The sequence below is a fragment of the Neobacillus fumarioli NBRC 102428 genome (assembly GCF_001591485.1).
GTDB lineage: Bacteria > Bacillota > Bacilli > Bacillales > Cytobacillaceae > Neobacillus > Neobacillus fumarioli.
Genome location: NZ_BCUZ01000008.1, coordinates 19,435 through 42,372 on the forward strand (window position 1 = coordinate 19,435; position 22,938 = coordinate 42,372).

The following is a 22,938-nucleotide window of genomic DNA, read 5'->3' on the forward strand; positions in this document are numbered from 1 at the left end:
AGGTTTTTGTTTGGCTAGTCAAAATTTACTCTGTAAATGATGACCGCATGAAATGCGATTACGCCTCATGAATCGCCTAACACCTGAGTCTTACTATTCCGGTATGAATGTAGACAATTTGCAGGAGGTGTAAAAGATGAGCAGTGCAATTGAAGCTAAAAAACAAATTGTTGAAGAGATTGCTGATAAGTTAAAGTCTAGTGTGTCAACAATCGTTGTCGATTATCGTGGCCTTTCTGTTGCTCAAGTAACAGAACTTCGTAAACAACTTCGTGAAGCTGGAATCGACTTCAAAGTGTATAAAAACACAATGACTCGCCGTGCTGCTGAAGCTGCCGGCCTTGAAGGATTAAATGATGCCTTAACAGGCCCGAATGCGATTGCTTTCAGTACAGAAGATGTTGTTGCACCAGCTAAAATCTTAAGTGAGTTTGCGAAGAAGAATGAAGCTCTTGAGTTAAAAGCAGGTGTAATCGAAGGAAACGTTGCATCAGTTGAAGAGATTAAAGCTCTTGCTGATCTTCCATCACGCGAAGGCTTGCTTTCTATGTTGCTTAGCGTGCTGCAAGCTCCTATCCGCAATTTTGCTCTTGCTGCAAAAGCAGTGGCAGACCAAAAGGAAGAACAAGGCGCATAAGTTGACCTTCATCTAAAATCTAATAAATGAAAAATTAAGGAGGAAAATCAATCATGACGAAAGAACAAATCATTGAAGCAGTTAAAAATATGACTGTTTTAGAACTTAACGATCTTGTAAAAGCAATTGAAGAAGAATTCGGCGTAACTGCTGCTGCTCCTGTAGCTGTTGTTGGCGGTGCTGCTGGTGGTGCTGCTGCTGAAGAGAAAACAGAATTTGACGTAATCTTAGCTAGCGCTGGCGACCAAAAAATCAAAGTTATCAAAGTTGTACGTGAAATCACTGGTCTTGGCCTTAAAGAAGCAAAAGACCTTGTTGACAACACTCCAAAACCAATCAAAGAAGGCGTTTCTAAAGAAGAAGCTGAAGAAATCAAAGGCAAACTTGAAGAAGTTGGAGCTAACGTTGAAGTTAAGTAATAATAAGAAAAAGCTCGCTGTATAAGCGAGCTTTTTTCCACTATCTATATATCCTCGATTCGGTCTTCAATACATGACAATGCTCCGGAGGTGAGTTTTAATGTCTGAACATTACTATTCCCGTACACAAAAAGTTGAAAGTGACCCGAAATATTGGGATTGCACCTTAAGAAACCAGTCATTTCGGTTTAAAACGGATAATGGTGTTTTTTCAAAACGAGAAGTGGATTTCGGTTCAAGTTTATTAATCGAATCATTTGAACTTCCAGCAGAAGAAGGTCTTATTCTTGATGTGGGCTGTGGTTATGGTCCAATTGGCTTATCTGTTGCGAAATGTTATTCGAAAAGTTTGGTACATATGATCGATGTGAACGAACGTGCACTTGAATTGGCCAAAGAGAATGCTACTTTAAATGGAATAGAAAATGTAAAAATCTATGAAAGTGACCGCTTGTTAAATGTATCCGAAACCAATTTTACCGCCATTCTGACAAACCCGCCGATTCGTGCAGGTAAAAAGATTGTCCATGATATTTTTGAACAAAGTCATCAACATCTTGCGGCGGATGGGGAACTATGGGTGGTTATCCAAAAGAAGCAAGGGGCTCCGTCGGCACTTGAAAAACTTCAAGAACTATTCGGATATACAGAAACAATGAACAAGGCAAAAGGTTATTTTATTTTCAAGGCAAAAAAGTAGTTGACTTAAGAAAATGTCTGTGTTAGCATTATAAAATGCCATCATAGTAATTACCGAATTATTCCTAAAAATGCTTTACCATTTGTATAAAAACGGAATAATAAGGAAATGATGACAAAATAATAGACTAAATGTGAAAATGTGGTTTTTTGGAAAAAACCCTTTTCTTTTTGTGTTTTGGAAAGGGCTGCTGCTCTTTCAGATAAATTTTCACAAATAACGCTTGATTTGAGGGGTGAATCAGTTGACAGGTCAACTAGTTCAGTATGGACGACACCGTAAGCGGAGAAGTTACGCACGTATCAGTGAAGTTTTAGAATTACCAAATCTAATTGAAATCCAAACCTCTTCATATCAGTGGTTTCTTGATGAGGGTTTACGTGAAATGTTTCAGGATATTTCACCAATTGAAGACTTTACTGGCAACCTTTCATTGGAATTTATTGATTACAGCCTCGGTGAACCAAAGTATACTGTTGAAGAGTCAAAAGAACGGGATGTTACATATTCTGCACCATTACGAGTAAAAGTACGTCTTGTAAATAAAGAAACAGGTGAAGTAAAAGATCAAGATGTTTTCATGGGTGATTTCCCGTTGATGACAGAGACTGGCACGTTTGTGATTAATGGTGCTGAACGTGTCATCGTATCGCAATTAGTGCGTAGTCCAAGCGTTTACTTCAATGGAAAAGTTGATAAAAATGGGAAAAAGGGATTTACAGCTACAGTCATCCCAAACCGCGGCGCTTGGCTGGAATATGAAACAGATGCCAAGGACGTTGTCTATGTCAGAATCGATCGTACTCGAAAACTTCCTGTTACGGTTCTTTTGCGTGCGCTCGGATTTGGCTCTGATCAAGAAATCATTGATTTGATTGGGGATAATGAGTATCTTCGCAATACGCTTGAAAAGGATAATACCGAAGGCATAGATAAAGCATTGCTTGAAATTTACGAGCGTCTTCGTCCTGGTGAACCTCCAACTGTTGAAAATGCCAGAAGCTTACTGATTTCCCGGTTTTTCGATCCTAAACGCTATGACCTTGCAAGCGTAGGGCGCTATAAAATAAATAAAAAGCTTCATATTAAAAATCGCTTGTTTAATCAGCGCTTGGCAGAATCACTTGCTGATCCGGAAACAGGCGAAATCATTGCTGAAAAAGGAACGATTTTGGACAGGAGAACACTTGACAAAATTCTACCTGCCCTTGAGAAGAATATTAACTTTAAAAGCTATAACCCAGTCGGCGGTGTAGTGGAAGAAGAAATTATTCTCCAAGGCATTAAAATTTATGCTCCTGGCGATGAAAATGAAAAAGTTATCAATGTATTGGGAAATGCCTATGTAGCAGAACCGATTAAGAATATTACACCTGCTGATATTATTGCATCGATTAGCTATTTCTTTAACTTGCTTCATGGGGTTGGAGATACGGACGATATTGATCATTTGGGGAACAGACGCCTTCGTTCTGTTGGTGAATTGCTGCAGAACCAGTTCCGAATCGGATTATCGCGGATGGAGCGTGTTGTTCGGGAAAGAATGTCCATTCAGGATACGGCAACTATTACTCCTCAGCAATTAATTAATATTCGTCCAGTCATCGCTTCCATTAAGGAATTTTTTGGAAGTTCACAGTTATCTCAATTTATGGATCAAACCAATCCGCTTGCAGAATTAACGCATAAGCGGCGGCTTTCTGCACTGGGTCCTGGTGGTTTAACACGCGAACGTGCGGGATTTGAGGTTCGTGACGTTCACTACTCACACTATGGCCGGATGTGTCCAATTGAAACACCGGAAGGTCCAAACATTGGTTTGATTAACTCTTTATCCACTTATGCAAAAGTAAATCGCTTTGGTTTTATTGAAACACCATACCGCCGGGTGGATCCGGATACCGGAAAGGTTACAAACCGTATTGACTATTTAACAGCGGATGAAGAAGATAATTATGTTGTAGCACAGGCAAATGTACGGCTCGATGAGGATGGGTCGTTCCTGGATGAGGAAGTTGTTGCCCGTTTCCGCGGTGAGAATACTGTTGTAAAACGCGATAGGGTTGACTATATGGACGTATCGCCGAAACAGGTTGTTTCTGCTGCAACGGCTTGTATTCCGTTCCTTGAAAACGATGACTCTAACCGTGCCTTGATGGGAGCAAACATGCAGCGCCAGGCTGTTCCGTTAATGCAGCCGGAAGCGCCGATCGTTGGAACTGGTATGGAGCACGTATCCGGTAAAGACTCCGGTGCAGCTGTTATTTGCAAACATGATGGGATTGTTGAACATGTTGAAGCTCGAGAAATTTGGGTACGCCGTGTGAAAGAAATAGACGGCCAAGAAGTAAAAGGCGATCTTGATAAATATCGGATGTTAAAATTTGTTCGTTCCAATCAAGGAACATGCTATAATCAACGTCCGATTGTTAAGGTTGGAGATCGTGTAGTAAAAGGTGAAATTCTCGCCGATGGTCCGTCCATGGAACTAGGGGAATTGGCTCTTGGCCGCAACGTACTTGTAGCATTTATGACCTGGGACGGTTATAACTACGAAGATGCGATTATTATGAGTGAACGTCTTGTAAAAGACGATGTATATACTTCTATTCACATTGAAGAATATGAATCCGAGTCACGTGATACGAAACTTGGACCGGAAGAAATTACCCGTGATATTCCGAATGTCGGTGAAGACGCATTGAAGAATTTGGATGAACGCGGAATTGTCCGTATTGGTGCCGAAGTAAAAGATGGTGACTTGCTTGTTGGGAAAGTAACACCAAAAGGGGTAACAGAGCTTACTGCGGAAGAACGGCTTCTTCACGCGATATTTGGCGAAAAGGCTCGCGAAGTTCGTGACACTTCACTAAGGGTTCCGCATGGTGGAGGAGGAATTGTTCACGATGTGAAAGTATTTAACCGTGAAGATGGTGACGAACTGCCTCCGGGTGTAAACCAGTTAGTCCGCGTTTATATTGTCCAGAAACGGAAGATCCACCAAGGGGATAAGATGGCTGGACGTCACGGAAATAAAGGGGTAATCTCAAGGATTTTACCTGAAGAGGATATGCCATTCCTGCCGGATGGCACACCTGTGGACATCATGTTAAACCCACTTGGGGTTCCTTCTAGGATGAATATCGGACAGGTGTTGGAGCTTCATCTGGGCATGGCCGCAAGGAAACTAGGGATTCACGTGGCAACTCCGGTATTTGACGGTGCCCGTGAAGAAGACGTTTGGGGAACGATTGAAGAAGCCGGAATGGACAGCGATGCCAAAACGGTTCTATACGATGGCCGTACCGGTGAACCATTTGATAACCGTGTATCTGTTGGGATTATGTATATGATTAAATTGGCCCACATGGTTGATGATAAATTGCATGCCCGTTCGACAGGACCATACTCACTTGTTACGCAGCAGCCACTTGGCGGTAAAGCGCAATTTGGCGGCCAACGATTTGGTGAGATGGAGGTTTGGGCGCTTGAAGCCTATGGTGCAGCTTACACTCTTCAAGAAATTCTTACAGTCAAGTCAGATGATGTTGTAGGCCGTGTGAAAACATATGAAGCTATTGTGAAAGGCGAAAATGTACCAGAACCAGGTGTACCTGAATCGTTCAAGGTATTAATCAAAGAACTTCAAAGTCTTGGTATGGATGTAAAGATTCTTTCTGGCGATGAAGAAGAAATTGAAATGCGCGATTTGGAAGACGAAGAAGATTTACAGCAAGTCGACACATTAAATATTGTTCCTGAAGCACAAGCTCTTGAATCTGAAAAAGTAGGATCAAAAGAGTAGAAAAGGGAAAACCTGGAGATCGAAAGGGAGGTACGCCCCTTGCTGGACGTTAATAATTTTGAGTATATGAAAATTGGTCTTGCTTCCCCGGATAAAATCCGCTCGTGGTCTTATGGAGAAGTAAAGAAACCTGAAACCATTAACTATCGTACGTTAAAGCCTGAGAAAGACGGTTTATTCTGTGAAAGAATTTTCGGACCGACTAAAGATTGGGAGTGTCATTGCGGGAAATACAAGCGTGTTCGTTACAAAGGCGTCGTTTGTGACCGCTGTGGAGTAGAAGTAACCCGTGCGAAAGTTCGTCGCGAGCGAATGGGACATATTGAATTGGCAGCTCCCGTATCTCATATTTGGTATTTTAAAGGAATTCCAAGCCGGATGGGACTTGTTTTAGACATGTCCCCCCGTGCATTGGAGGAGATCATTTACTTTGCCTCCTATGTAGTAACGGAATCCGGAGATACAGCGCTGGAGAAGAAACAGCTTTTATCTGAGAAGGAATACCGTGCATATCGCGAAAAGTACGGCAACAAATTCCAAGCTTCTATGGGGGCGGAAGCCATTAAAAAGCTTCTTTCCGATATTGACTTGGATAAAGAAGTGGATATTTTAAAAGAAGAATTAAAGACTGCACAAGGCCAGCGCCGCACCCGTGCAATTAAGCGCCTTGAAGTACTGGAGGCCTTCCGTAATTCTGGAAATGAGCCGTCATGGATGGTTCTTGATGTACTTCCGGTTATTCCGCCGGAACTGCGTCCAATGGTGCAATTGGACGGCGGTAGATTTGCAACATCAGACTTAAATGATCTTTACCGCCGGGTGATTAATCGGAACAACCGCTTAAAACGGTTATTAGACCTTGGAGCTCCAAGCATTATTGTCCAAAACGAAAAACGGATGCTGCAGGAAGCGGTTGATGCGTTGATTGATAACGGTCGCCGCGGCCGTCCGGTAACAGGTCCTGGCAACCGTCCGTTAAAGTCGCTTTCTCATATGTTAAAAGGAAAGCAAGGACGTTTCCGCCAAAACTTGCTTGGTAAACGGGTAGACTATTCTGGCCGTTCGGTTATTGTAGTTGGACCATATTTAAAAATGTATCAATGCGGCCTGCCAAAAGAAATGGCGCTTGAGCTATTTAAGCCGTTTGTAATGAAAGAACTTGTCGAAAAAGGTTTGGCACACAATATCAAATCGGCAAAGCGGAAAATTGAAAGAGTATCGCCTGATGTTTGGGATGTGCTTGAAGACGTCATTAAAGAACATCCTGTTCTTTTAAACCGTGCGCCTACGCTGCACAGATTGGGAATTCAAGCATTTGAACCAACGCTTGTTGAAGGGCGTGCAATCCGTCTACACCCACTGGTATGTACAGCATACAATGCGGACTTTGACGGCGACCAAATGGCGGTTCACGTTCCTCTTTCATCAGAAGCACAAGCGGAAGCACGGTTGTTAATGCTTGCTGCTCAAAATATTTTGAACCCTAAAGATGGAAAACCGGTTGTTACTCCTTCACAGGATATGGTACTGGGTAACTATTATCTAACTTTAGAAAGAGAAGGCGCGATCGGTGAAGGAATGATTTTTAAAGATACGAACGAAGCTCTTTTGGCTTATCAGAACGGTTATGTTCATTTCCATACCCGGATTGCTGTTCATGCTGGTTCATTACAAAATGAAACCTTCACAGAAGAGCAAAATAATCAATTGTTAATTACTACGGTTGGAAAGCTGATCTTTAATGAGATTTTGCCAAAATCATTCCCTTACATTAATGAACCGACAAAAGACAATTTAGAAGTCAAAACACCTGAGAAGTATTTTGTTTCCAAAGGGGAAGACGTACGGGCGAAAATTAAATCAATGCCATTAGTTGAGCCGTTTAAAAAGAAAATCCTTGGAAATATCATTGCAGAAGTATTCAAGCGTTTCAAAATTACGGAAACTTCAAAAATGCTGGACCGCATGAAGGATTTAGGCTTTAAATATTCAACGAAAGCCGGTATTACAGTTGGTGTAGCCGATATCGTTGTCCTTGGTGAAAAACAGCAAATTCTGCAAGAAGCACAAGCAAAAGTTGATAATGTAACGAAACAATTCCGCCGAGGTCTTATTACGGAAGATGAGCGTTATGATCGTGTCATCTCTATTTGGAGCCAGGCGAAGGATACAATTCAAGGACGCTTGATGCAATCCTTGAATAAAACAAACCCAATTTTTATGATGAGTGATTCTGGTGCCCGCGGTAACGCATCTAACTTTACACAACTTGCTGGTATGCGTGGACTAATGGCAAACCCAGCCGGCCGGATTATTGAATTACCAATTAAATCAAGTTTCCGTGAAGGCTTGACCGTATTAGAGTACTTTATCTCTACTCACGGTGCACGTAAAGGTCTTGCTGATACAGCTCTTAAAACAGCTGACTCAGGGTACCTAACCCGCCGACTCGTCGACGTTGCACAGGATGTTATTGTACGTGAAGATGATTGCGGAACGGACCGCGGGTTTACGATCCGTGCATTAAAAGACGGAACAGAAATCATTGAGTCATTAGAAGAACGGTTAATTGGCCGTTATGCTCGAAACACAATTAAACATCCAGAAACACATGAAGTTCTTGTTGAAGAAAATGAGCTGATTACCGAAGATATTGCCGGCGCTATTGTCGCTGCAGGTATTGAAGAAGTGAAAATCCGTTCAGCATTCACATGTAATACCCGTCATGGTGTATGTAAAAAGTGCTACGGCCGCAACCTGGCAACTGGCCAAGAGGTAGAAGTGGGCGAAGCAGTTGGGATTATCGCTGCACAATCAATCGGAGAACCGGGCACACAGCTTACGATGCGGACGTTCCACACAGGCGGTGTAGCTGGAGACGATATCACTCAAGGTTTGCCGCGTATCCAAGAAATTTTTGAGGCGCGTAACCCTAAAGGGCAAGCCGTTATTTCGGAAATCGACGGTGTCGTGGTTGGCATTAACGAAGGCCGTGACCGTCAGCATGAAATTGTGATCCAGGGTGAAGTTGAGTCTCGTACTTATAGTGCTCCATATACTGCACGTTTAAAAGTGGGTGTAGGTGATCGTGTTGAACGGGGGCAAGAGCTTACAGAAGGTTCAATAGACCCGAAGGAATTAATCAAGGTAAAAGACGTTACGTCTGTTCAAGAATACTTGCTGCGTGAAGTTCAAAAGGTATACCGAATGCAGGGGGTAGAGATTGGCGACAAACACGTCGAAGTGATGGTTCGGCAGATGCTGCGTAAGATTCGTGTCGTTGATGCAGGAGAAACAGATGTACTTCCTGGTACATTGTTGGATATTCATCAGTTTACAGATGCGAATGAAAAAGCTCTGTTATCAGGGAAAATGCCAGCAACCGGACGTCCGGTCTTACTTGGAATTACCAAAGCATCGTTGGAAACAGATTCGTTCTTGTCTGCAGCATCCTTCCAAGAAACAACAAGAGTTCTTACCGATGCTGCAATTAAAGGTAAGCGTGATGAATTACTCGGCTTAAAAGAAAATGTAATCATCGGTAAGCTGGTACCAGCCGGAACAGGAATGCAGCGTTATCGTAAAGCAGAACCTGTACTCCGTGATACAACTTCCGAAGAAACAGTAACGGTAGAGTAATTTAATAAGATGCGGTATCTGCGCTTATGCAGATACCGCTTTTAAAAAAAGAACAAAAGTTTTGTTGACTTTGAATTATGAAGATGGTAATATATCAAAGGTGCTCCTATACAACTGATACTTTGGAGGATATCATCATGTCTTATGAAAAAGTATTACAAGCACAAAAGATTGTCATAGGAACAAAACAAACAGTAAAAGCACTAAACCAGGGAATTGTGGAAGAGTTGATCATCGCTGATGATGCCGATGCCAAACTTACGGCAAGTGCAGTTGAAAAAGCGAACGAACTTGAAATTCCTGTCCATCATGTGGATTCTATGAAGAAATTGGGTAAAGCATGTGGAATTGCTGTAGGTGCTGCAACTGTTGCCATTATCCGTTAAAAACTGTTTTTGTAGAACGAACAGTCTGCAAAAACTTTGTTTTTGCCCAAAAATGAACCACCTGGATGTGTGGGCTTAACAAAAACGAAGGGAGGAAATAAAAAATGCCTACAATTAATCAATTAGTGCGTAAGCCTCGTCAAATGAAAGAGGACAAATCAAAATCCCCTGCGCTAAATAAAGGTTACAACAGCTTTAAGAAGGCACAAACAAATGTATCTTCACCACAAAAACGCGGAGTATGTACTCGTGTTGGTACAATGACTCCTAAGAAACCAAACTCAGCGTTACGTAAATATGCACGTGTACGTTTGACAAATGGTATTGAGGTGACAGCATACATTCCTGGTATTGGCCACAACCTTCAAGAACACAGCGTTGTTCTAATTCGTGGCGGTCGTGTAAAAGACTTACCAGGGGTACGTTACCACATTGTTCGCGGTGCACTTGATACTGCCGGTGTAAACAACCGTATGCAAGGCCGCTCTAAATATGGTACCAAAAAACCAAAAGCAGCGAAAAAATAATTAATACTAAATAGAAGCTTCTTTGAAAGGAGGAAAAAGCATGCCACGTAAAGGTCCTGTAGCGAAAAGAGATGTATTACCAGATCCGCTATACAATTCAAAATTAGTTACCCGTCTAATCAACAAGATGATGATTGATGGTAAAAGAGGTAAATCTCAGGCAATTCTTTACTCAGCATTTGATATTATCCGTGAACGCACTGGTAAAGAGCCAATGGAAGTATTCGAAGCAGCATTGAAAAACATCATGCCAGTACTAGAAGTAAGAGCACGCCGTGTCGGAGGTGCTAACTACCAAGTTCCTGTTGAGGTGCGCCCTGACCGCCGTACAACTCTTGGTCTTCGCTGGTTAGTAAACTATGCGCGTCTTCGCGGTGAAAAAACAATGGAAGAGCGCTTGGCGAATGAAATCATGGATGCAGCAAACAACACTGGTGCATCTGTTAAGAAGCGTGAAGATACGCACAAAATGGCAGAGGCAAACAAAGCGTTTGCACACTATCGTTGGTAATTTAACCTTCAAAATAAAAACTTTCATACTAGGAAGGAGAAAGACCCAATGGCAAGAGAGTTCTCCTTAGAAAACACTCGCAATATTGGTATCATGGCTCACATTGATGCCGGTAAAACAACGACCACTGAGCGTATCCTTTATTACACTGGTAAAATCCATAAAATCGGTGAAACTCACGAGGGTGCGTCTCAGATGGACTGGATGGAGCAGGAACAAGAACGCGGGATCACAATCACCTCTGCTGCAACAACTGCACAATGGAAAGGTCACCGTGTTAACATCATCGACACTCCAGGACACGTAGACTTCACGGTTGAAGTTGAACGCTCTCTTCGTGTATTGGATGGGGCCGTTGCTGTACTCGATGCTCAATCCGGTGTTGAGCCGCAAACAGAAACAGTTTGGCGCCAAGCTACAACTTACGGCGTACCAAGGGTTGTTTTTGTTAATAAGATGGACAAGATTGGTGCGGACTTCTTATATTCTGTTAAAACATTACATGAACGTCTGCAAGCAAATGCTCATCCAATTCAGCTACCAATAGGTGCTGAAGATCAATTCCAAGCTATCATTGATTTAGTAGAAATGAAAGCTTATTTCTATACAAATGATCTTGGAACAGATATCGAAGTGAAAGAAATTCCTGAAGAGTATCAGGCTCAAGCTGAAGAATACCGTGAAAAGTTAATTGAAGCAGTCGCTGAACTTGATGAAGAATTGATGGAAAAATACCTTGGCGGCGAAGAAATTACAAATGAAGAGTTGAAAGCTGCCATCCGTAAAGGGACCGTTAATGTCGAATTCTATCCAGTACTTTGCGGTTCTGCCTTCAAAAACAAAGGTGTTCAATTGATGCTCGATGCTGTAATCGATTATCTTCCATCACCACTAGATGTACCTTCCATTAAAGGTCATGTACCAGGTGATGAAGAGGAAATCGTAGAACGTCATTCCAGTGACGATCAGCCGTTTGCAGCACTTGCATTTAAGGTAATGACAGACCCTTATGTTGGTAAATTGACATTCTTCCGCGTTTACTCTGGTACTTTAGAGTCAGGTTCATATGTTCAAAACTCCACTAAAGGTAAACGTGAACGTATTGGTCGTATCTTACAGATGCACGCAAACCACCGTCAAGAAATCTCAAAGGTTTATGCCGGTGATATTGCAGCAGCAGTAGGTTTAAAAGATACAACTACCGGCGATACTCTATGTGATGACAAAAACCTCGTGATCTTAGAGTCTATGCAGTTCCCTGAACCGGTTATTCAGTTATCTGTTGAACCAAAATCAAAAGCAGACCAAGACAAAATGTCAACTGCATTACAAAAACTACAGGAAGAAGATCCGACATTCCGTGCTCACACAGATCCGGAAACAGGTCAAACGATCATCGCTGGTATGGGTGAACTTCACCTTGATATCATCGTTGACCGTATGCGCCGCGAATTCAAGGTTGAAGCAAACGTTGGTGCACCGCAGGTTGCCTATCGCGAAACGTTCCGTACATCTGCTCAAGTTCAAGGTAAGTTTGCTCGTCAATCCGGTGGACGCGGACAATACGGTGATGTTTGGATTGAATTCTCGCCTAACGAAGAAGGTAAAGGCTTCGAATTTGAAAATGCAATTGTCGGTGGTGTTGTTCCACGTGAATACATCCCAGCAGTTGAAGCCGGTTTAAAAGATGCTATGGAACGTGGGGTTCTTGCCGGATATCCAATGGTTGATATTAAGGCGAAACTATTTGATGGTTCATACCACGATGTCGACTCCTCTGAAATGGCGTTTAAGATTGCCGCATCTCTAGCACTAAAGGCAGCAGCAGCAAAATGTCAACCTGTTCTTCTTGAACCGGTTATGCGGGTGGAAGTAGTTATTCCTGAAGAATATCTTGGCGATATTATGGGACAAATTACAGCACGCCGCGGACGTGTTGAAGGTATGGAAGCTCGCGGTAATGCCCAGGTTGTTCGCGCTATGGTGCCGCTATCAGAAATGTTTGGCTATGCTACAGCACTTCGTTCAAGCACCCAAGGTCGCGGTGTATTCACTATGCACTTCGATCACTATGAAGAAGTACCAAAATCCATTTCTGATGAAATTATCAAAAAAAATAAAGGTGAATAATTGATTTTCACCATTCTTTAAAGTATAACTACTTATGTAAGAATGGAAACTGTTAAAGGCGCCTTGACGTCTAACAGTTTCCGCTTAAATATATACTTAACCTTTTAATCCAAAGGAGGATATTTTAAAATGGCAAAAGCTAAATTCGATCGTTCTAAGCCACACGTTAACGTTGGTACAATTGGTCACGTTGACCATGGTAAAACTACTTTAACTGCTGCAATCACTTCTGTACTTGCAAAACAAGGTAAAGCAGAAGCAAAAGCATATGACCAAATCGATGGTGCTCCAGAAGAAAGAGAACGTGGTATTACAATTTCTACTGCACACGTTGAGTATGAGACAGATGCACGCCACTATGCACACGTTGACTGCCCAGGACACGCTGACTATGTTAAAAACATGATCACTGGTGCTGCACAAATGGACGGTGCGATCCTTGTAGTATCTGCTGCTGACGGCCCAATGCCACAAACTCGTGAGCACATTCTTCTTTCTCGTCAAGTAGGTGTACCTTACATCGTTGTATTCTTAAACAAATGCGACATGGTTGATGACGAAGAATTATTAGAATTAGTTGAAATGGAAGTTCGTGACCTATTATCAGAATATGACTTCCCTGGTGACGATATTCCGATCATCAAAGGTTCTGCTCTTAAAGCTCTTGAAGGTGACGCAGCTTGGGAAGAAAAAATCGTTGAACTTATGAACGCTGTTGATGAGTATATTCCAACTCCAACTCGTGACACTGATAAGCCATTTATGATGCCAGTTGAAGACGTATTCTCAATCACTGGCCGTGGTACAGTTGCTACTGGCCGTGTTGAGCGCGGTGTAGTTAAAGTTGGTGACGTTGTTGAAATCGTTGGTTTCACAGAAGAGCCTAAATCAACAACTGTAACTGGTGTTGAAATGTTCCGTAAGCTTCTTGACTTCGCAGAAGCAGGTGACAACATCGGTGCCCTTCTTCGTGGTGTAGCTCGTGAAGAAGTAGAGCGTGGACAAGTATTGGCTAAACCGAAGTCAATCACTCCACACACTAAGTTTAAAGCACAAGTATACGTTCTTTCTAAAGAAGAGGGTGGACGTCATACTCCATTCTTCTCTAACTATCGTCCACAATTCTATTTCCGTACATCTGATATCACTGGTATCATTACTCTTCCTGAAGGTACTGAAATGGTAATGCCTGGCGATAACACAGAAATGACAGTTGAACTTATTGCTCCAGTAGCGATCGAAGAAGGAACTAAGTTTTCAATTCGCGAAGGTGGCCGTACAGTAGGTTCAGGTTCTATCACTACTGTTATTCAATAATCAATCTATAAAAAAACAGATGGGTGACGATCCATCTGTTTTTTTATGAAGATATTAATTTCTTCTATATATAAACCTAGAGAATTCAATTACTGCTGTTGGAGATTCTTGGTGGTTTCCAATTGCTATTGAAAAATGGATTTTAGGCCGCTATAATAATAAAAGTGTGATAAACATAACGGCATGAGTAAGAAAAATGTTGCGTTTGCGTTATGTTTTGTGTATAATAGACGATGTTGGTCTTTGACTGCGATGATGTGGGAGGTTGCTGACACACCCGGCCGCTTTGCCATGGCGCGTGTGTTAGGAGATTTCCACAGAGTATGTCTATTTTGAAAATAGGCGAATAAAGGAGGGAAAATAATGGCAAAACAAAAAATTCGTATCCGCTTAAAAGCATATGATCACAGAATCCTTGATCAATCTGCAGAAAAGATTGTTGAAACAGCAAAACGGTCTGGTGCAGCAGTATCCGGTCCGATTCCGCTTCCAACTGAAAAATCAGTTTATACAATCCTTCGCGCGGTTCACAAGTATAAAGATTCTCGTGAGCAATTTGAAATGCGTACACACAAGCGTTTAATCGACATCGTGAATCCAACTCCACAAACAGTTGATGCACTGATGAGATTAGATTTACCATCTGGTGTAGATATTGAAATTAAACTTTAATCTAAAATAAAAGCAAAGAAAATTAGGAGGTGTGACTGAAATGACCAAAGGAATCTTAGGAAGAAAGATTGGTATGACTCAAGTATTTGCAGAAAACGGCAACTTAATTCCCGTGACTGTTGTTGAGGTAACTCCAAACGTTGTTCTTCAAAAGAAAACAGTTGAAAACGACGGCTATGAAGCTGTCCAGCTAGGTTTTGTAGATAAACGCGAAAAGTTAGCTAACAAACCTGAAAAGGGTCATGTAAATAAAGCAAATACTGCTCCTAAGCGCTTCATTCGCGAATTCCGCGGAGATGACTTAGCAGGCTTTGAAGTTGGTCAAGAAGTCAAAGTTGATATTTTCGCCGCAGGCGATCTAGTAGATGTAACAGGAATCTCAAAAGGAAAAGGATTCCAAGGTGCAATTAAACGCCACGGACAATCCAGAGGCCCTATGGCTCACGGTTCTCGTTATCATCGTCGACCAGGTTCAATGGGTGCCATTGCACCAAACCGTGTATTTAAATCAAAAGAACTGCCTGGCCGTATGGGTGGAGAACAAGTAACGGTACAAAATCTTGAAATTGTGAAAGTAGATGTAGAACGCAACCTGCTTTTAATTAAAGGTAATGTTCCAGGTGCGAAAAAATCTTTATTAAAAATTAAAGGTGCAATAAAAGCATAATTACTTCGTAAGAAAGGAGGAACATAGGAATGCCGAAAGTATCATTATATAACCAAAACGGAACAAAAGTTGGCGATATCGAACTTAACGACTCCGTATTTGGTATTGAACCAAACCAAAATGTTTTATTTGATGCGATCATTATGCAAAGAGCTTCCTTACGTCAAGGGACTCATAAAGTGAAAAATCGTTCTGAAGTGAGTGGCGGTGGAAAAAAACCATGGCGCCAAAAAGGAACAGGCCGTGCTCGCCAAGGTTCCATCCGTTCACCACAATGGCGTGGAGGCGGTACAGTGTTCGGTCCACAACCACGCAGCTACAGCTATAAATTGCCGAAAAAAGTTCGTCGTTTAGCAATTAAATCAGCATTGTCTTCAAAAGTAATGGAAGAAAATATGTTAGTTCTTGAAAATCTAACATTTGAAGCTCCAAAAACAAAAGAATTCAAAGCTGTATTAAACGGTCTATCTGTAGAGAAAAAAGCACTTATTGTAACTGCTGGCCTGGATGAAAATGTAGCACTTTCAGCCCGCAACATTCCTGGTGTCACAGTTGTAACTGCTGATGGAATCAACGTATTAGACGTTGTGAATCATGATAAATTGATCATGACTAAAGCAGCAGTTGAAAAAGTAGAGGAGGTGCTTGCATAATGGATGCTCGCGATATCATTAAGCGCCCCGTTATCACTGAACGTTCTACTGACTTAATGGCTGAAAAGAAATATACCTTTGATGTTGATGTGAAAGCTAATAAAACTCAAGTTAAAGATGCGATTGAAGAAATCTTTGGCGTGAAAGTTGAAAAAGTAAACATCATGAACTACAAAGGTAAATTCAAACGTATGGGTAAATTTGGCGGTTATACAAATAAACGCCGTAAAGCAATTGTGAAACTTACGGAAGACAGCAAAGAAATTGAAATCTTTGAATCATAAGAACCTAACACGAAGAGGAGGGAAATGAAATGGCGATTAAAAAGTATAAACCTACCTCCAATGGCCGTCGTGGTATGACAGTATCTGATTTCGCAGAAATCACAACTAGCACACCAGAAAAGTCACTTTTAGCTCCATTAAAGAAAAAGGGCGGCCGTAACAATCAAGGTAAGTTAACTGTTCGTCATCAAGGTGGCGGTCATAAGCGTCAATATCGTTTAATTGACTTTAAACGTAACAAAGATGGCATTCCAGGACGCGTTGCCACAATCGAATATGATCCAAACCGTTCTGCAAACATTGCGTTAATCAATTATGTAGATGGTGAAAAACGCTATATTCTAGCGCCTAAAAATCTTGAAGTTGGCATGGAAATTATGTCAGGTCCAGAAGCTGACATTAAGATCGGTAACGCATTACCACTTGCCAACATTCCAGTTGGTACAGTTGTACACAACATCGAATTAAAACCTGGTAAAGGCGGCCAATTGGTTCGTTCTGCCGGTACTTCTGCACAAGTTCTTGGTAAAGAAGGTAAATACGTTCTTGTCCGTTTAACTTCTGGTGAAGTTCGTATGATTCTTTCTGAATGCCGTGCATCAATCGGTCAAGTTGGAAATGAACAGCATGAACTGATCAACATTGGTAAAGCTGGACGTTCCCGCTGGTTAGGCAAGCGCCCAACTGTTCGTGGATCTGTTATGAACCCGAACGATCACCCACATGGTGGTGGTGAAGGACGTGCACCGATCGGACGTAAATCACCAATGAGTCCTTGGGGCAAACCAACACTTGGCTACAAAACTCGTAAGAAGAAAAACAAATCAGATAAATTCATCGTACGTCGTCGTAAAAAATAACGGGATTGAACTACGGTTCAAAGATAGAACCGTAGAACAATCACGAAGGGAGGTTCCTGTATGGGTCGCAGCTTGAAAAAAGGACCGTTTGTCGATGATCACTTAATGAAAAAGGTCGAAAAGTTAAATGAAACGGATAACAAACAAGTAATTAAAACTTGGTCTCGTCGTTCTACGATCTTTCCACAATTTATTGGTCATACGATCGCCGTTTATGATGGTCGTAAACATGTGCCAGTCTATATTACGGAAGACATGGTAGGCCACAAACTTGGAGAATTTGCTCCAACACGTACTTATAAAGGCCATGCTAGTGATGATAAGAAAACAAGACGTTAAGAGAGGAGGGCATCCTAATGCAAGCTAAAGCTGTTGCAAGAACAGTTCGTATTGCTCCTCGTAAAGCGCGATTAGTCGTTGATTTAATTCGAGGAAAGCAAGTTGGTGAAGCGGTTGCGATTTTAATGCACACGCCAAAGGCTGCTTCTCCAATCGTTGAAAAAGTATTAAAATCTGCTATGGCAAACGCTGAGCATAATTATGAAATGGACGTTAATAACCTGGTCGTTGCGCAAGCCTTCGTTGATGAAGGTCCAACTTTGAAACGTTTCCGCCCACGTGCTATGGGTCGCGCAAGCCAAATTAATAAACGTACCAGCCACATTACAATTGTTTTATCAGAGAAGAAGGAGGGATAAACTGTGGGTCAAAAAGTAAATCCAGTCGGTTTGCGTATCGGAATCATCCGTGATTGGGAATCCAAATGGTACGCAGGCAAAGACTATGCTGATCTTTTACACGAAGACATTAAAGTTCGTGAATACATTACAAAGCGTCTTAAAGATGCCTCTGTATCTAAAGTAGAAATCGAACGTGCTGCAAACCGTGTGAATGTTACCATCCATACAGCGAAGCCAGGTATGGTTATTGGTAAAGGCGGTACAGAAGTTGAAGCACTTCGTAAAGCTTTAAACCAACTTACTGGCAAGCGAGTTCACATTAACATTCTTGAAATTAAAAAAGCTGATATCGATGCAAAATTAGTTGCGGAAAATATCGCCCGTCAGTTAGAAAACCGTGTATCATTCCGCCGTGCACAAAAACAAGCCATTCAACGTGCAATGCGTGCAGGCGCTAAAGGTATCAAAACAATGGTATCAGGCCGTCTAGGCGGTGCAGATATCGCTCGTTCGGAACACTACAGCGAAGGGACAGTTCCACTTCATACACTTCGCGCTGATATCGATTACGCAACAGCTGAAGCTGACACTACTTATGGTAAACTTGGTGTAAAAGTATGGATCTATCGTGGAGAGGTCCTTCCTGCTAAGAAGAAAACTGAGGAAGGAGGCAAATAATATGTTATTGCCAAAACGCGTAAAATTCCGTCGCCAGCACCGCGGTAAAATGCGTGGTAACGCGAAAGGCGGCACTGAAGTAACATTTGGTGAATTTGGTCTACAAGCATTAGAAGCTTCATGGATCACCAACCGTCAAATCGAAGCTGCCCGTATTGCAATGACTCGTTACATGAAACGTGGCGGTAAAGTTTGGATTAAAATTTTCCCTCATAAGCCATACACAGCAAAGCCTCTTGAAGTGCGGATGGGTTCCGGTAAAGGTGCACCTGAAGGTTGGGTAGCTGTAGTAAAGCCTGGGAAAATTATGTTTGAAGTTGCCGGTGTATCAGAAGAAATCGCTCGTGAAGCTCTTCGTCTGGCATCACACAAACTGCCTGTAAAGTGCAAGTTTGTAAAACGTGAAGAAATTGGTGGTGAATCAAATGAAGGCTAATGAAATTCGTGAACTTACCACTGCTGAAATTGAACAAAAAGTAAAGTCTTTAAAAGAAGAATTATTCAACCTGCGCTTTCAATTGGCGACTGGACAGCTTGAAAACACTGCTCGTATTCGTGAAGTACGCAAGTCAATCGCTCGCATGAAAACTGTGATTCGTGAGAGGGAAATCAGCGTTAACAAGTAAAGATTCGAGAGGAGGTTCGCGATTATGAGTGAACGAAACCAACGCAAGGTTTACACTGGACGCGTTGTTTCTGACAAAATGGATAAAACCATTACCGTTCTTGTCGAAACATACAAAAAGCATCCCCTTTATGGTAAACGCGTTAAGTACTCTAAAAAATTTAAAGCTCATGATGAGCAAAACCAAGCAAAAGTTGGCGATATCGTACGTATTATGGAAACTCGCCCACTTTCCGCTACGAAACGTTTCCGTTTAGTAGAAGTAGTAGAAAAAGCCGTAATTATTTAATTGTTCGGATACACCTTGAATCCGAAGGGAGGTACGTGATGTGATTCAACAAGAAACACGTTTAAAAGTTGCTGACAACTCTGGTGCTCGTGAAGTACTTACGATTAAAGTTCTTGGAGGTTCCGGCCGTAAGACTGCTAATATTGGCGATATCATCGTTTGTACAGTAAAACAAGCAACACCAGGCGGCGTTGTTAAAAAAGGCGATGTTGTAAAAGCAGTTGTCGTTCGTACGAAAAGCGGTGTTCGCCGTCCTGATGGTTCATACATTCGTTTTGATGAAAATGCATGTGTCATTATTAAGGAAGATAAGAGCCCGCGTGGAACTCGTATCTTTGGACCAGTTGCCCGCGAACTTCGTGATAACAACTTCATGAAAATTGTTTCTCTGGCTCCAGAAGTACTGTAAATATAAATTAATTACCTTTTAAGGAGGTGCTTTTAGGATGCATGTTAAAAAAGGTGATAAAGTAAGAGTCATCTCTGGTAAGGATAAAGGCAAAACAGGTGTGATCCTGGCTGCTTATCCTAAAGAGAGCCGTGTTCTTGTAGAGGGTGTCAATATTGTGAAAAAACACTCAAAACCTTCACAAGCAAACCCACAAGGTGGCATTATCAGCTTTGAAGCTCCAATTCATGTATCAAATGTAATGCCAATCGACCCGAAAACTGGCAACCCAACTCGTGTAGGGTACAAAGTAGTTGATGGCAAAAAAGTACGCGTAGCAAAATCCGGTGAAATTTTAGATAAATAGTTTATAGAAGAAGGGAGGTACAATAAATGAACCGCCTAAAAGAGAAATATGTAAAAGAAATTACTCCTGCTCTTATGAGCAAGTTCAACTATAAATCTGTAATGCAAGTACCAAAAATCGAAAAAATCGTAGTAAACATGGGTGTCGGTGACGCAGTGCAAAATGCAAAAGCTTTAGACAATGCAGTAGAAGAGCTTGCATTAATTACTGGTCAAAGACCTGTTGTAACACGTGCGAAAAAATCAATTGCAGGATTCCGTCTTCGTGAAGGTATGCCAATCGGTGCAAAGGTTACACTTCGCGGTGAGCGTATGTACGAGTTTCTTGATAAATTAGTATCTGTATCATTACCTCGTGTACGTGACTTCCGTGGCGTTTCTAAAAAGGCTTTCGATGGCCGCGGTAACTATACTTTAGGTATTAAAGAACAATTAATCTTCCCTGAAATTGATTACGATAAAGTAAGCAAAGTTCGTGGTATGGATATTGTTATCGTAACGACTGCTAATACAGATGAAGAGTCTCGTGAACTTTTAACTCAATTTGGAATGCCATTCCAAAAGTAATCGCTAAATAAGGGAGGCGAAAACGTGGCTAAGAAGTCAATGATTGTGAAACAAAAACGCACGCCTAAATTTAAAGTACAAGAGTATACACGCTGCGAACGCTGCGGACGTCCACACTCTGTTTACCGCAAATTTAAGCTTTGCCGTATTTGTTTCCGTGAATTAGCATATAAAGGGCAAATTCCTGGTGTTAAAAAAGCCAGCTGGTAAATCAAAGAATTGTGGAAGGAGGTAAAAATCAATGGTCATGACAGATCCAATTGCAGATATGCTTACTCGTATTCGTAATGCGAACATGGTACGTCACGAAAAATTAGAAGTACCTGCTTCTAATATTAAGAAACAAATCGCTGAAATCTTAAAGCGTGAAGGTTTTATCCGTGACGTTGAATATATCGATGATAATAAACAAGGTATTATCCGTATCTTCCTAAAATACGGTGCAAATAATGAACGTGTTATTACTGGACTTAAACGCATAAGCAAACCCGGCCTTCGCGTGTACGCCAAATCAAATGAAGTGCCAAAGGTACTAAACGGTCTTGGGATTGCACTCGTTTCAACATCTCAAGGTGTTATCACTGATAAAGAAGCACGTGCAAAACAAATCGGCGGCGAAGTATTAGCTTACGTTTGGTAATTTATTTCTTGAATGAATGGAGGTGCACTAAATGTCTCGTGTAGGTAAGAAACCTATTGAAATCCCAGCAGGTGTAACGGTTACTGCACATAACAACACTATTACGGTAAAAGGACCAAAAGGTGAACTAACCCGCTCTTTTAATCCAGATATCGAAATTAAAATTGAAGATAATATCATTTCAGTCTCTCGTCCTTCAGACGCGAAAGCTCATCGCGCATTACATGGTACTACTCGTGCGATCCTCGCAAATATGGTTGAAGGTGTTTCGAAAGGCTTTGAAAAACGATTAGAACTAATAGGGGTCGGATACCGTGCGCAAAAGCAAGGTAACAAACTTGTATTGAACGTTGGTTACTCTCATCCAGTGGAAATCGTTCCGGAAGCTGGTCTTGAAATTGAAGTACCTGCTAATACAAAAATTACCGTAAAAGGTACTGATAAAGAACGTGTCGGCGCTTTAGCAGCTAATATTCGCGATGTTCGTCCTCCAGAGCCATATAAAGGCAAAGGAATTCGTTATGAAGGCGAATATGTACGCCGTAAGGAAGGTAAAACAGGTAAGTAATGCCGCATAGGGTAAACGAAAGGAGTGACGTAAATGATTACGAAGCAAGATAAAAACGCTGTTCGCAAGAAAAGACATGCTCGTGTTCGTGCGAAACTAAGCGGTACTTCTGCTCGTCCGCGTCTGAATGTGTTTCGTTCAAATAAGCATATTTATGCACAATTAATCGATGATACTAAAGGAGTTACTTTAGTTAGTGCTTCTACTTTAGATAAAGAGCTTAGCCTTGAATCAACAGGTAATATTGAAGCAGCACAAAAGGTCGGGGAATTAGTTGCTAAACGTGCGGTAGAAAAAGGAATCTCTTCTGTTGTCTTTGACCGTGGAGGATACCTATACCATGGACGTATTCAAGCGTTAGCAGATGCAGCTCGTGAAAACGGATTACAATTTTAATAGTCAAAGGAGGGACATAAAAAGATGCGTCGTATTGATCCAAACAAACTTGAACTTGAAGAACGCGTAGTAACGGTTAACCGTGTTGCGAAAGTTGTTAAAGGCGGACGTCGTTTTCGTTTCTCTGCACTTGTTGTAGTCGGAGATAAGAACGGTCATGTCGGTTTCGGTACTGGAAAAGCACAAGAGGTACCAGATGCAATTCGTAAGGCAATTGAAGATGCTAAGAAAAACTTAATTGAGGTTCCTATGGTTGGAACAACGATTCCTCACCAAGTTACCGGACATTTTGGTGCTGGTGAAATTCTTCTAAAACCTGCTTCAGAAGGTACTGGAGTAATCGCTGGTGGTCCAGTTCGTGCGGTACTTGAACTAGCAGGTGTGCAAGATATTCTTTCGAAGTCATTAGGAACTAACACACCAATTAACATGGTTCGTGCAACTATTGCTGGCTTAAAACAATTAAAACGTGCTGAGGACGTAGCAAAATTACGTGGTAAATCAGTAGAAGAACTGTTAGGATAAGGAGGGAAA

Annotated in this window: 29 protein-coding genes and 1 other annotated feature (1 of these 30 only partly in view); all 29 genes read left to right on the plus strand. The window is 41.7% G+C overall.

Features of this window, described 5'->3' with window-relative positions; translation table 11 throughout:
• Positions 1 to 18: a sequence feature (ribosomal protein L10 leader region), on the plus strand (it extends 118 nt beyond the left edge of the window).
• 118 nt (positions 19 to 136) lie between these two features.
• The 29 genes from rplJ to rpsE all read left to right on the plus strand — a co-directional run bounded on the left by rplJ (position 137) and on the right by rpsE (position 22,929).
• Positions 137 to 637, plus strand: a complete 501-nt coding sequence (gene rplJ / locus BFU02S_RS02925; protein ID WP_066366311.1) for a 50S ribosomal protein L10 — start codon at positions 137 to 139, stop codon at positions 635 to 637.
• Between the two features lie 53 nt (positions 638 to 690).
• Entirely contained in the window at positions 691 to 1,056 is a 366-nt protein-coding gene (gene rplL / locus BFU02S_RS02930; protein ID WP_066366313.1) for a 50S ribosomal protein L7/L12, read from the plus strand.
• A 100-nt stretch (positions 1,057 to 1,156) separates the two neighbouring features.
• Entirely contained in the window at positions 1,157 to 1,756 is a 600-nt protein-coding gene (locus tag BFU02S_RS02935; RefSeq protein ID WP_066366315.1) for a class I SAM-dependent methyltransferase, read from the plus strand.
• Between the two features lie 244 nt (positions 1,757 to 2,000).
• Positions 2,001 to 5,561: a DNA-directed RNA polymerase subunit beta gene (gene rpoB / locus BFU02S_RS02940; protein WP_066366317.1), complete on the plus strand. Its 3,561-nt coding sequence runs from the start codon at positions 2,001 to 2,003 to the stop codon at positions 5,559 to 5,561.
• Positions 5,562 to 5,600: 39 nt separating this feature from the next.
• On the plus strand, positions 5,601 to 9,200 hold the full coding sequence (gene rpoC / locus BFU02S_RS02945) for a DNA-directed RNA polymerase subunit beta' (RefSeq protein ID WP_066366320.1): 3,600 nt from the start codon (positions 5,601 to 5,603) through the stop codon (positions 9,198 to 9,200).
• A 137-nt stretch (positions 9,201 to 9,337) separates the two neighbouring features.
• A complete protein-coding gene (locus tag BFU02S_RS02950; protein ID WP_066366321.1) occupies positions 9,338 to 9,586 on the plus strand; it encodes a 50S ribosomal protein L7ae-like protein in 249 nt (82 codons plus the stop codon).
• Between the two features lie 104 nt (positions 9,587 to 9,690).
• A complete protein-coding gene (gene rpsL, locus BFU02S_RS02955; RefSeq protein WP_066366332.1) occupies positions 9,691 to 10,113 on the plus strand; it encodes a 30S ribosomal protein S12 in 423 nt (140 codons plus the stop codon).
• Between the two features lie 40 nt (positions 10,114 to 10,153).
• Positions 10,154 to 10,624: a 30S ribosomal protein S7 gene (gene rpsG, locus BFU02S_RS02960; RefSeq protein WP_066366334.1), complete on the plus strand. Its 471-nt coding sequence runs from the start codon at positions 10,154 to 10,156 to the stop codon at positions 10,622 to 10,624.
• 48 nt (positions 10,625 to 10,672) lie between these two features.
• Positions 10,673 to 12,754 (plus strand): elongation factor G, encoded by a 2,082-nt coding sequence (fusA, locus tag BFU02S_RS02965; RefSeq protein ID WP_066366336.1) that lies wholly within the window; start codon positions 10,673 to 10,675, stop codon positions 12,752 to 12,754.
• Positions 12,755 to 12,883: 129 nt separating this feature from the next.
• Positions 12,884 to 14,071, plus strand: coding sequence for an elongation factor Tu (tuf, locus tag BFU02S_RS02970; RefSeq protein WP_066366338.1), 1,188 nt, complete (start codon positions 12,884 to 12,886; stop codon positions 14,069 to 14,071).
• Between the two features lie 363 nt (positions 14,072 to 14,434).
• Positions 14,435 to 14,743, plus strand: coding sequence for a 30S ribosomal protein S10 (rpsJ, locus tag BFU02S_RS02975; protein ID WP_007085291.1), 309 nt, complete (start codon positions 14,435 to 14,437; stop codon positions 14,741 to 14,743).
• Positions 14,744 to 14,783: 40 nt separating this feature from the next.
• The gene (gene rplC, locus BFU02S_RS02980) at positions 14,784 to 15,410 is read left to right on the plus strand and encodes a 50S ribosomal protein L3 (protein ID WP_066366340.1); all 627 of its coding nucleotides are present in this window, start codon (positions 14,784 to 14,786) and stop codon (positions 15,408 to 15,410) included.
• 29 nt (positions 15,411 to 15,439) lie between these two features.
• The gene (gene rplD / locus BFU02S_RS02985; protein ID WP_066366344.1) at positions 15,440 to 16,063 is read left to right on the plus strand and encodes a 50S ribosomal protein L4; all 624 of its coding nucleotides are present in this window, start codon (positions 15,440 to 15,442) and stop codon (positions 16,061 to 16,063) included.
• The gene (gene rplW, locus BFU02S_RS02990; protein WP_066366349.1) at positions 16,063 to 16,347 is read left to right on the plus strand and encodes a 50S ribosomal protein L23; all 285 of its coding nucleotides are present in this window, start codon (positions 16,063 to 16,065) and stop codon (positions 16,345 to 16,347) included. The genes rplD and rplW overlap by 1 nt, the downstream gene beginning before the upstream one ends.
• A gap of 29 nt (positions 16,348 to 16,376) precedes the next feature.
• Positions 16,377 to 17,207: a 50S ribosomal protein L2 gene (gene rplB / locus BFU02S_RS02995; protein ID WP_066366351.1), complete on the plus strand. Its 831-nt coding sequence runs from the start codon at positions 16,377 to 16,379 to the stop codon at positions 17,205 to 17,207.
• Between the two features lie 60 nt (positions 17,208 to 17,267).
• The gene (gene rpsS, locus BFU02S_RS03000; RefSeq protein WP_066366354.1) at positions 17,268 to 17,546 is read left to right on the plus strand and encodes a 30S ribosomal protein S19; all 279 of its coding nucleotides are present in this window, start codon (positions 17,268 to 17,270) and stop codon (positions 17,544 to 17,546) included.
• 17 nt (positions 17,547 to 17,563) lie between these two features.
• Positions 17,564 to 17,905 carry a 50S ribosomal protein L22 gene (gene rplV / locus BFU02S_RS03005; protein ID WP_066366356.1) on the plus strand — a complete coding sequence of 114 codons (342 nt, stop codon included), beginning with the start codon at positions 17,564 to 17,566 and terminating at the stop codon, positions 17,903 to 17,905.
• A gap of 3 nt (positions 17,906 to 17,908) precedes the next feature.
• Positions 17,909 to 18,565 carry a 30S ribosomal protein S3 gene (gene rpsC, locus BFU02S_RS03010; protein WP_066366361.1) on the plus strand — a complete coding sequence of 219 codons (657 nt, stop codon included), beginning with the start codon at positions 17,909 to 17,911 and terminating at the stop codon, positions 18,563 to 18,565.
• A 1-nt stretch (position 18,566) separates the two neighbouring features.
• Positions 18,567 to 19,001, plus strand: a complete 435-nt coding sequence (gene rplP / locus BFU02S_RS03015; RefSeq protein ID WP_066366364.1) for a 50S ribosomal protein L16 — start codon at positions 18,567 to 18,569, stop codon at positions 18,999 to 19,001.
• Complete coding sequence (gene rpmC / locus BFU02S_RS03020; RefSeq protein ID WP_066366366.1) at positions 18,991 to 19,191, plus strand: 50S ribosomal protein L29; 201 nt, start codon at positions 18,991 to 18,993, stop codon at positions 19,189 to 19,191. Before rplP ends, rpmC begins: the two co-directional genes overlap by 11 nt.
• Positions 19,192 to 19,215: 24 nt before the next feature.
• On the plus strand, positions 19,216 to 19,479 hold the full coding sequence (rpsQ, locus tag BFU02S_RS03025; protein ID WP_003348607.1) for a 30S ribosomal protein S17: 264 nt from the start codon (positions 19,216 to 19,218) through the stop codon (positions 19,477 to 19,479).
• A 40-nt stretch (positions 19,480 to 19,519) separates the two neighbouring features.
• Positions 19,520 to 19,888 (plus strand): 50S ribosomal protein L14, encoded by a 369-nt coding sequence (gene rplN, locus BFU02S_RS03030; protein WP_066366369.1) that lies wholly within the window; start codon positions 19,520 to 19,522, stop codon positions 19,886 to 19,888.
• Positions 19,889 to 19,925: 37 nt separating this feature from the next.
• The gene (rplX, locus tag BFU02S_RS03035; RefSeq protein ID WP_066366372.1) at positions 19,926 to 20,234 is read left to right on the plus strand and encodes a 50S ribosomal protein L24; all 309 of its coding nucleotides are present in this window, start codon (positions 19,926 to 19,928) and stop codon (positions 20,232 to 20,234) included.
• A gap of 26 nt (positions 20,235 to 20,260) precedes the next feature.
• On the plus strand, positions 20,261 to 20,800 hold the full coding sequence (gene rplE / locus BFU02S_RS03040; RefSeq protein ID WP_066366374.1) for a 50S ribosomal protein L5: 540 nt from the start codon (positions 20,261 to 20,263) through the stop codon (positions 20,798 to 20,800).
• A 24-nt stretch (positions 20,801 to 20,824) separates the two neighbouring features.
• Positions 20,825 to 21,010: a 30S ribosomal protein S14 gene (gene rpsN, locus BFU02S_RS03045; protein ID WP_066366377.1), complete on the plus strand. Its 186-nt coding sequence runs from the start codon at positions 20,825 to 20,827 to the stop codon at positions 21,008 to 21,010.
• A 31-nt stretch (positions 21,011 to 21,041) separates the two neighbouring features.
• The gene (rpsH, locus tag BFU02S_RS03050) at positions 21,042 to 21,440 is read left to right on the plus strand and encodes a 30S ribosomal protein S8 (RefSeq protein WP_066366384.1); all 399 of its coding nucleotides are present in this window, start codon (positions 21,042 to 21,044) and stop codon (positions 21,438 to 21,440) included.
• A gap of 31 nt (positions 21,441 to 21,471) precedes the next feature.
• A complete protein-coding gene (gene rplF / locus BFU02S_RS03055; RefSeq protein WP_066366386.1) occupies positions 21,472 to 22,008 on the plus strand; it encodes a 50S ribosomal protein L6 in 537 nt (178 codons plus the stop codon).
• A gap of 33 nt (positions 22,009 to 22,041) precedes the next feature.
• Positions 22,042 to 22,404 carry a 50S ribosomal protein L18 gene (gene rplR, locus BFU02S_RS03060; protein WP_066366388.1) on the plus strand — a complete coding sequence of 121 codons (363 nt, stop codon included), beginning with the start codon at positions 22,042 to 22,044 and terminating at the stop codon, positions 22,402 to 22,404.
• Positions 22,405 to 22,428: 24 nt separating this feature from the next.
• Positions 22,429 to 22,929: a 30S ribosomal protein S5 gene (gene rpsE / locus BFU02S_RS03065; RefSeq protein WP_066366391.1), complete on the plus strand. Its 501-nt coding sequence runs from the start codon at positions 22,429 to 22,431 to the stop codon at positions 22,927 to 22,929.
• The last annotated feature ends 9 nt before the right edge of the window (positions 22,930 to 22,938 follow it).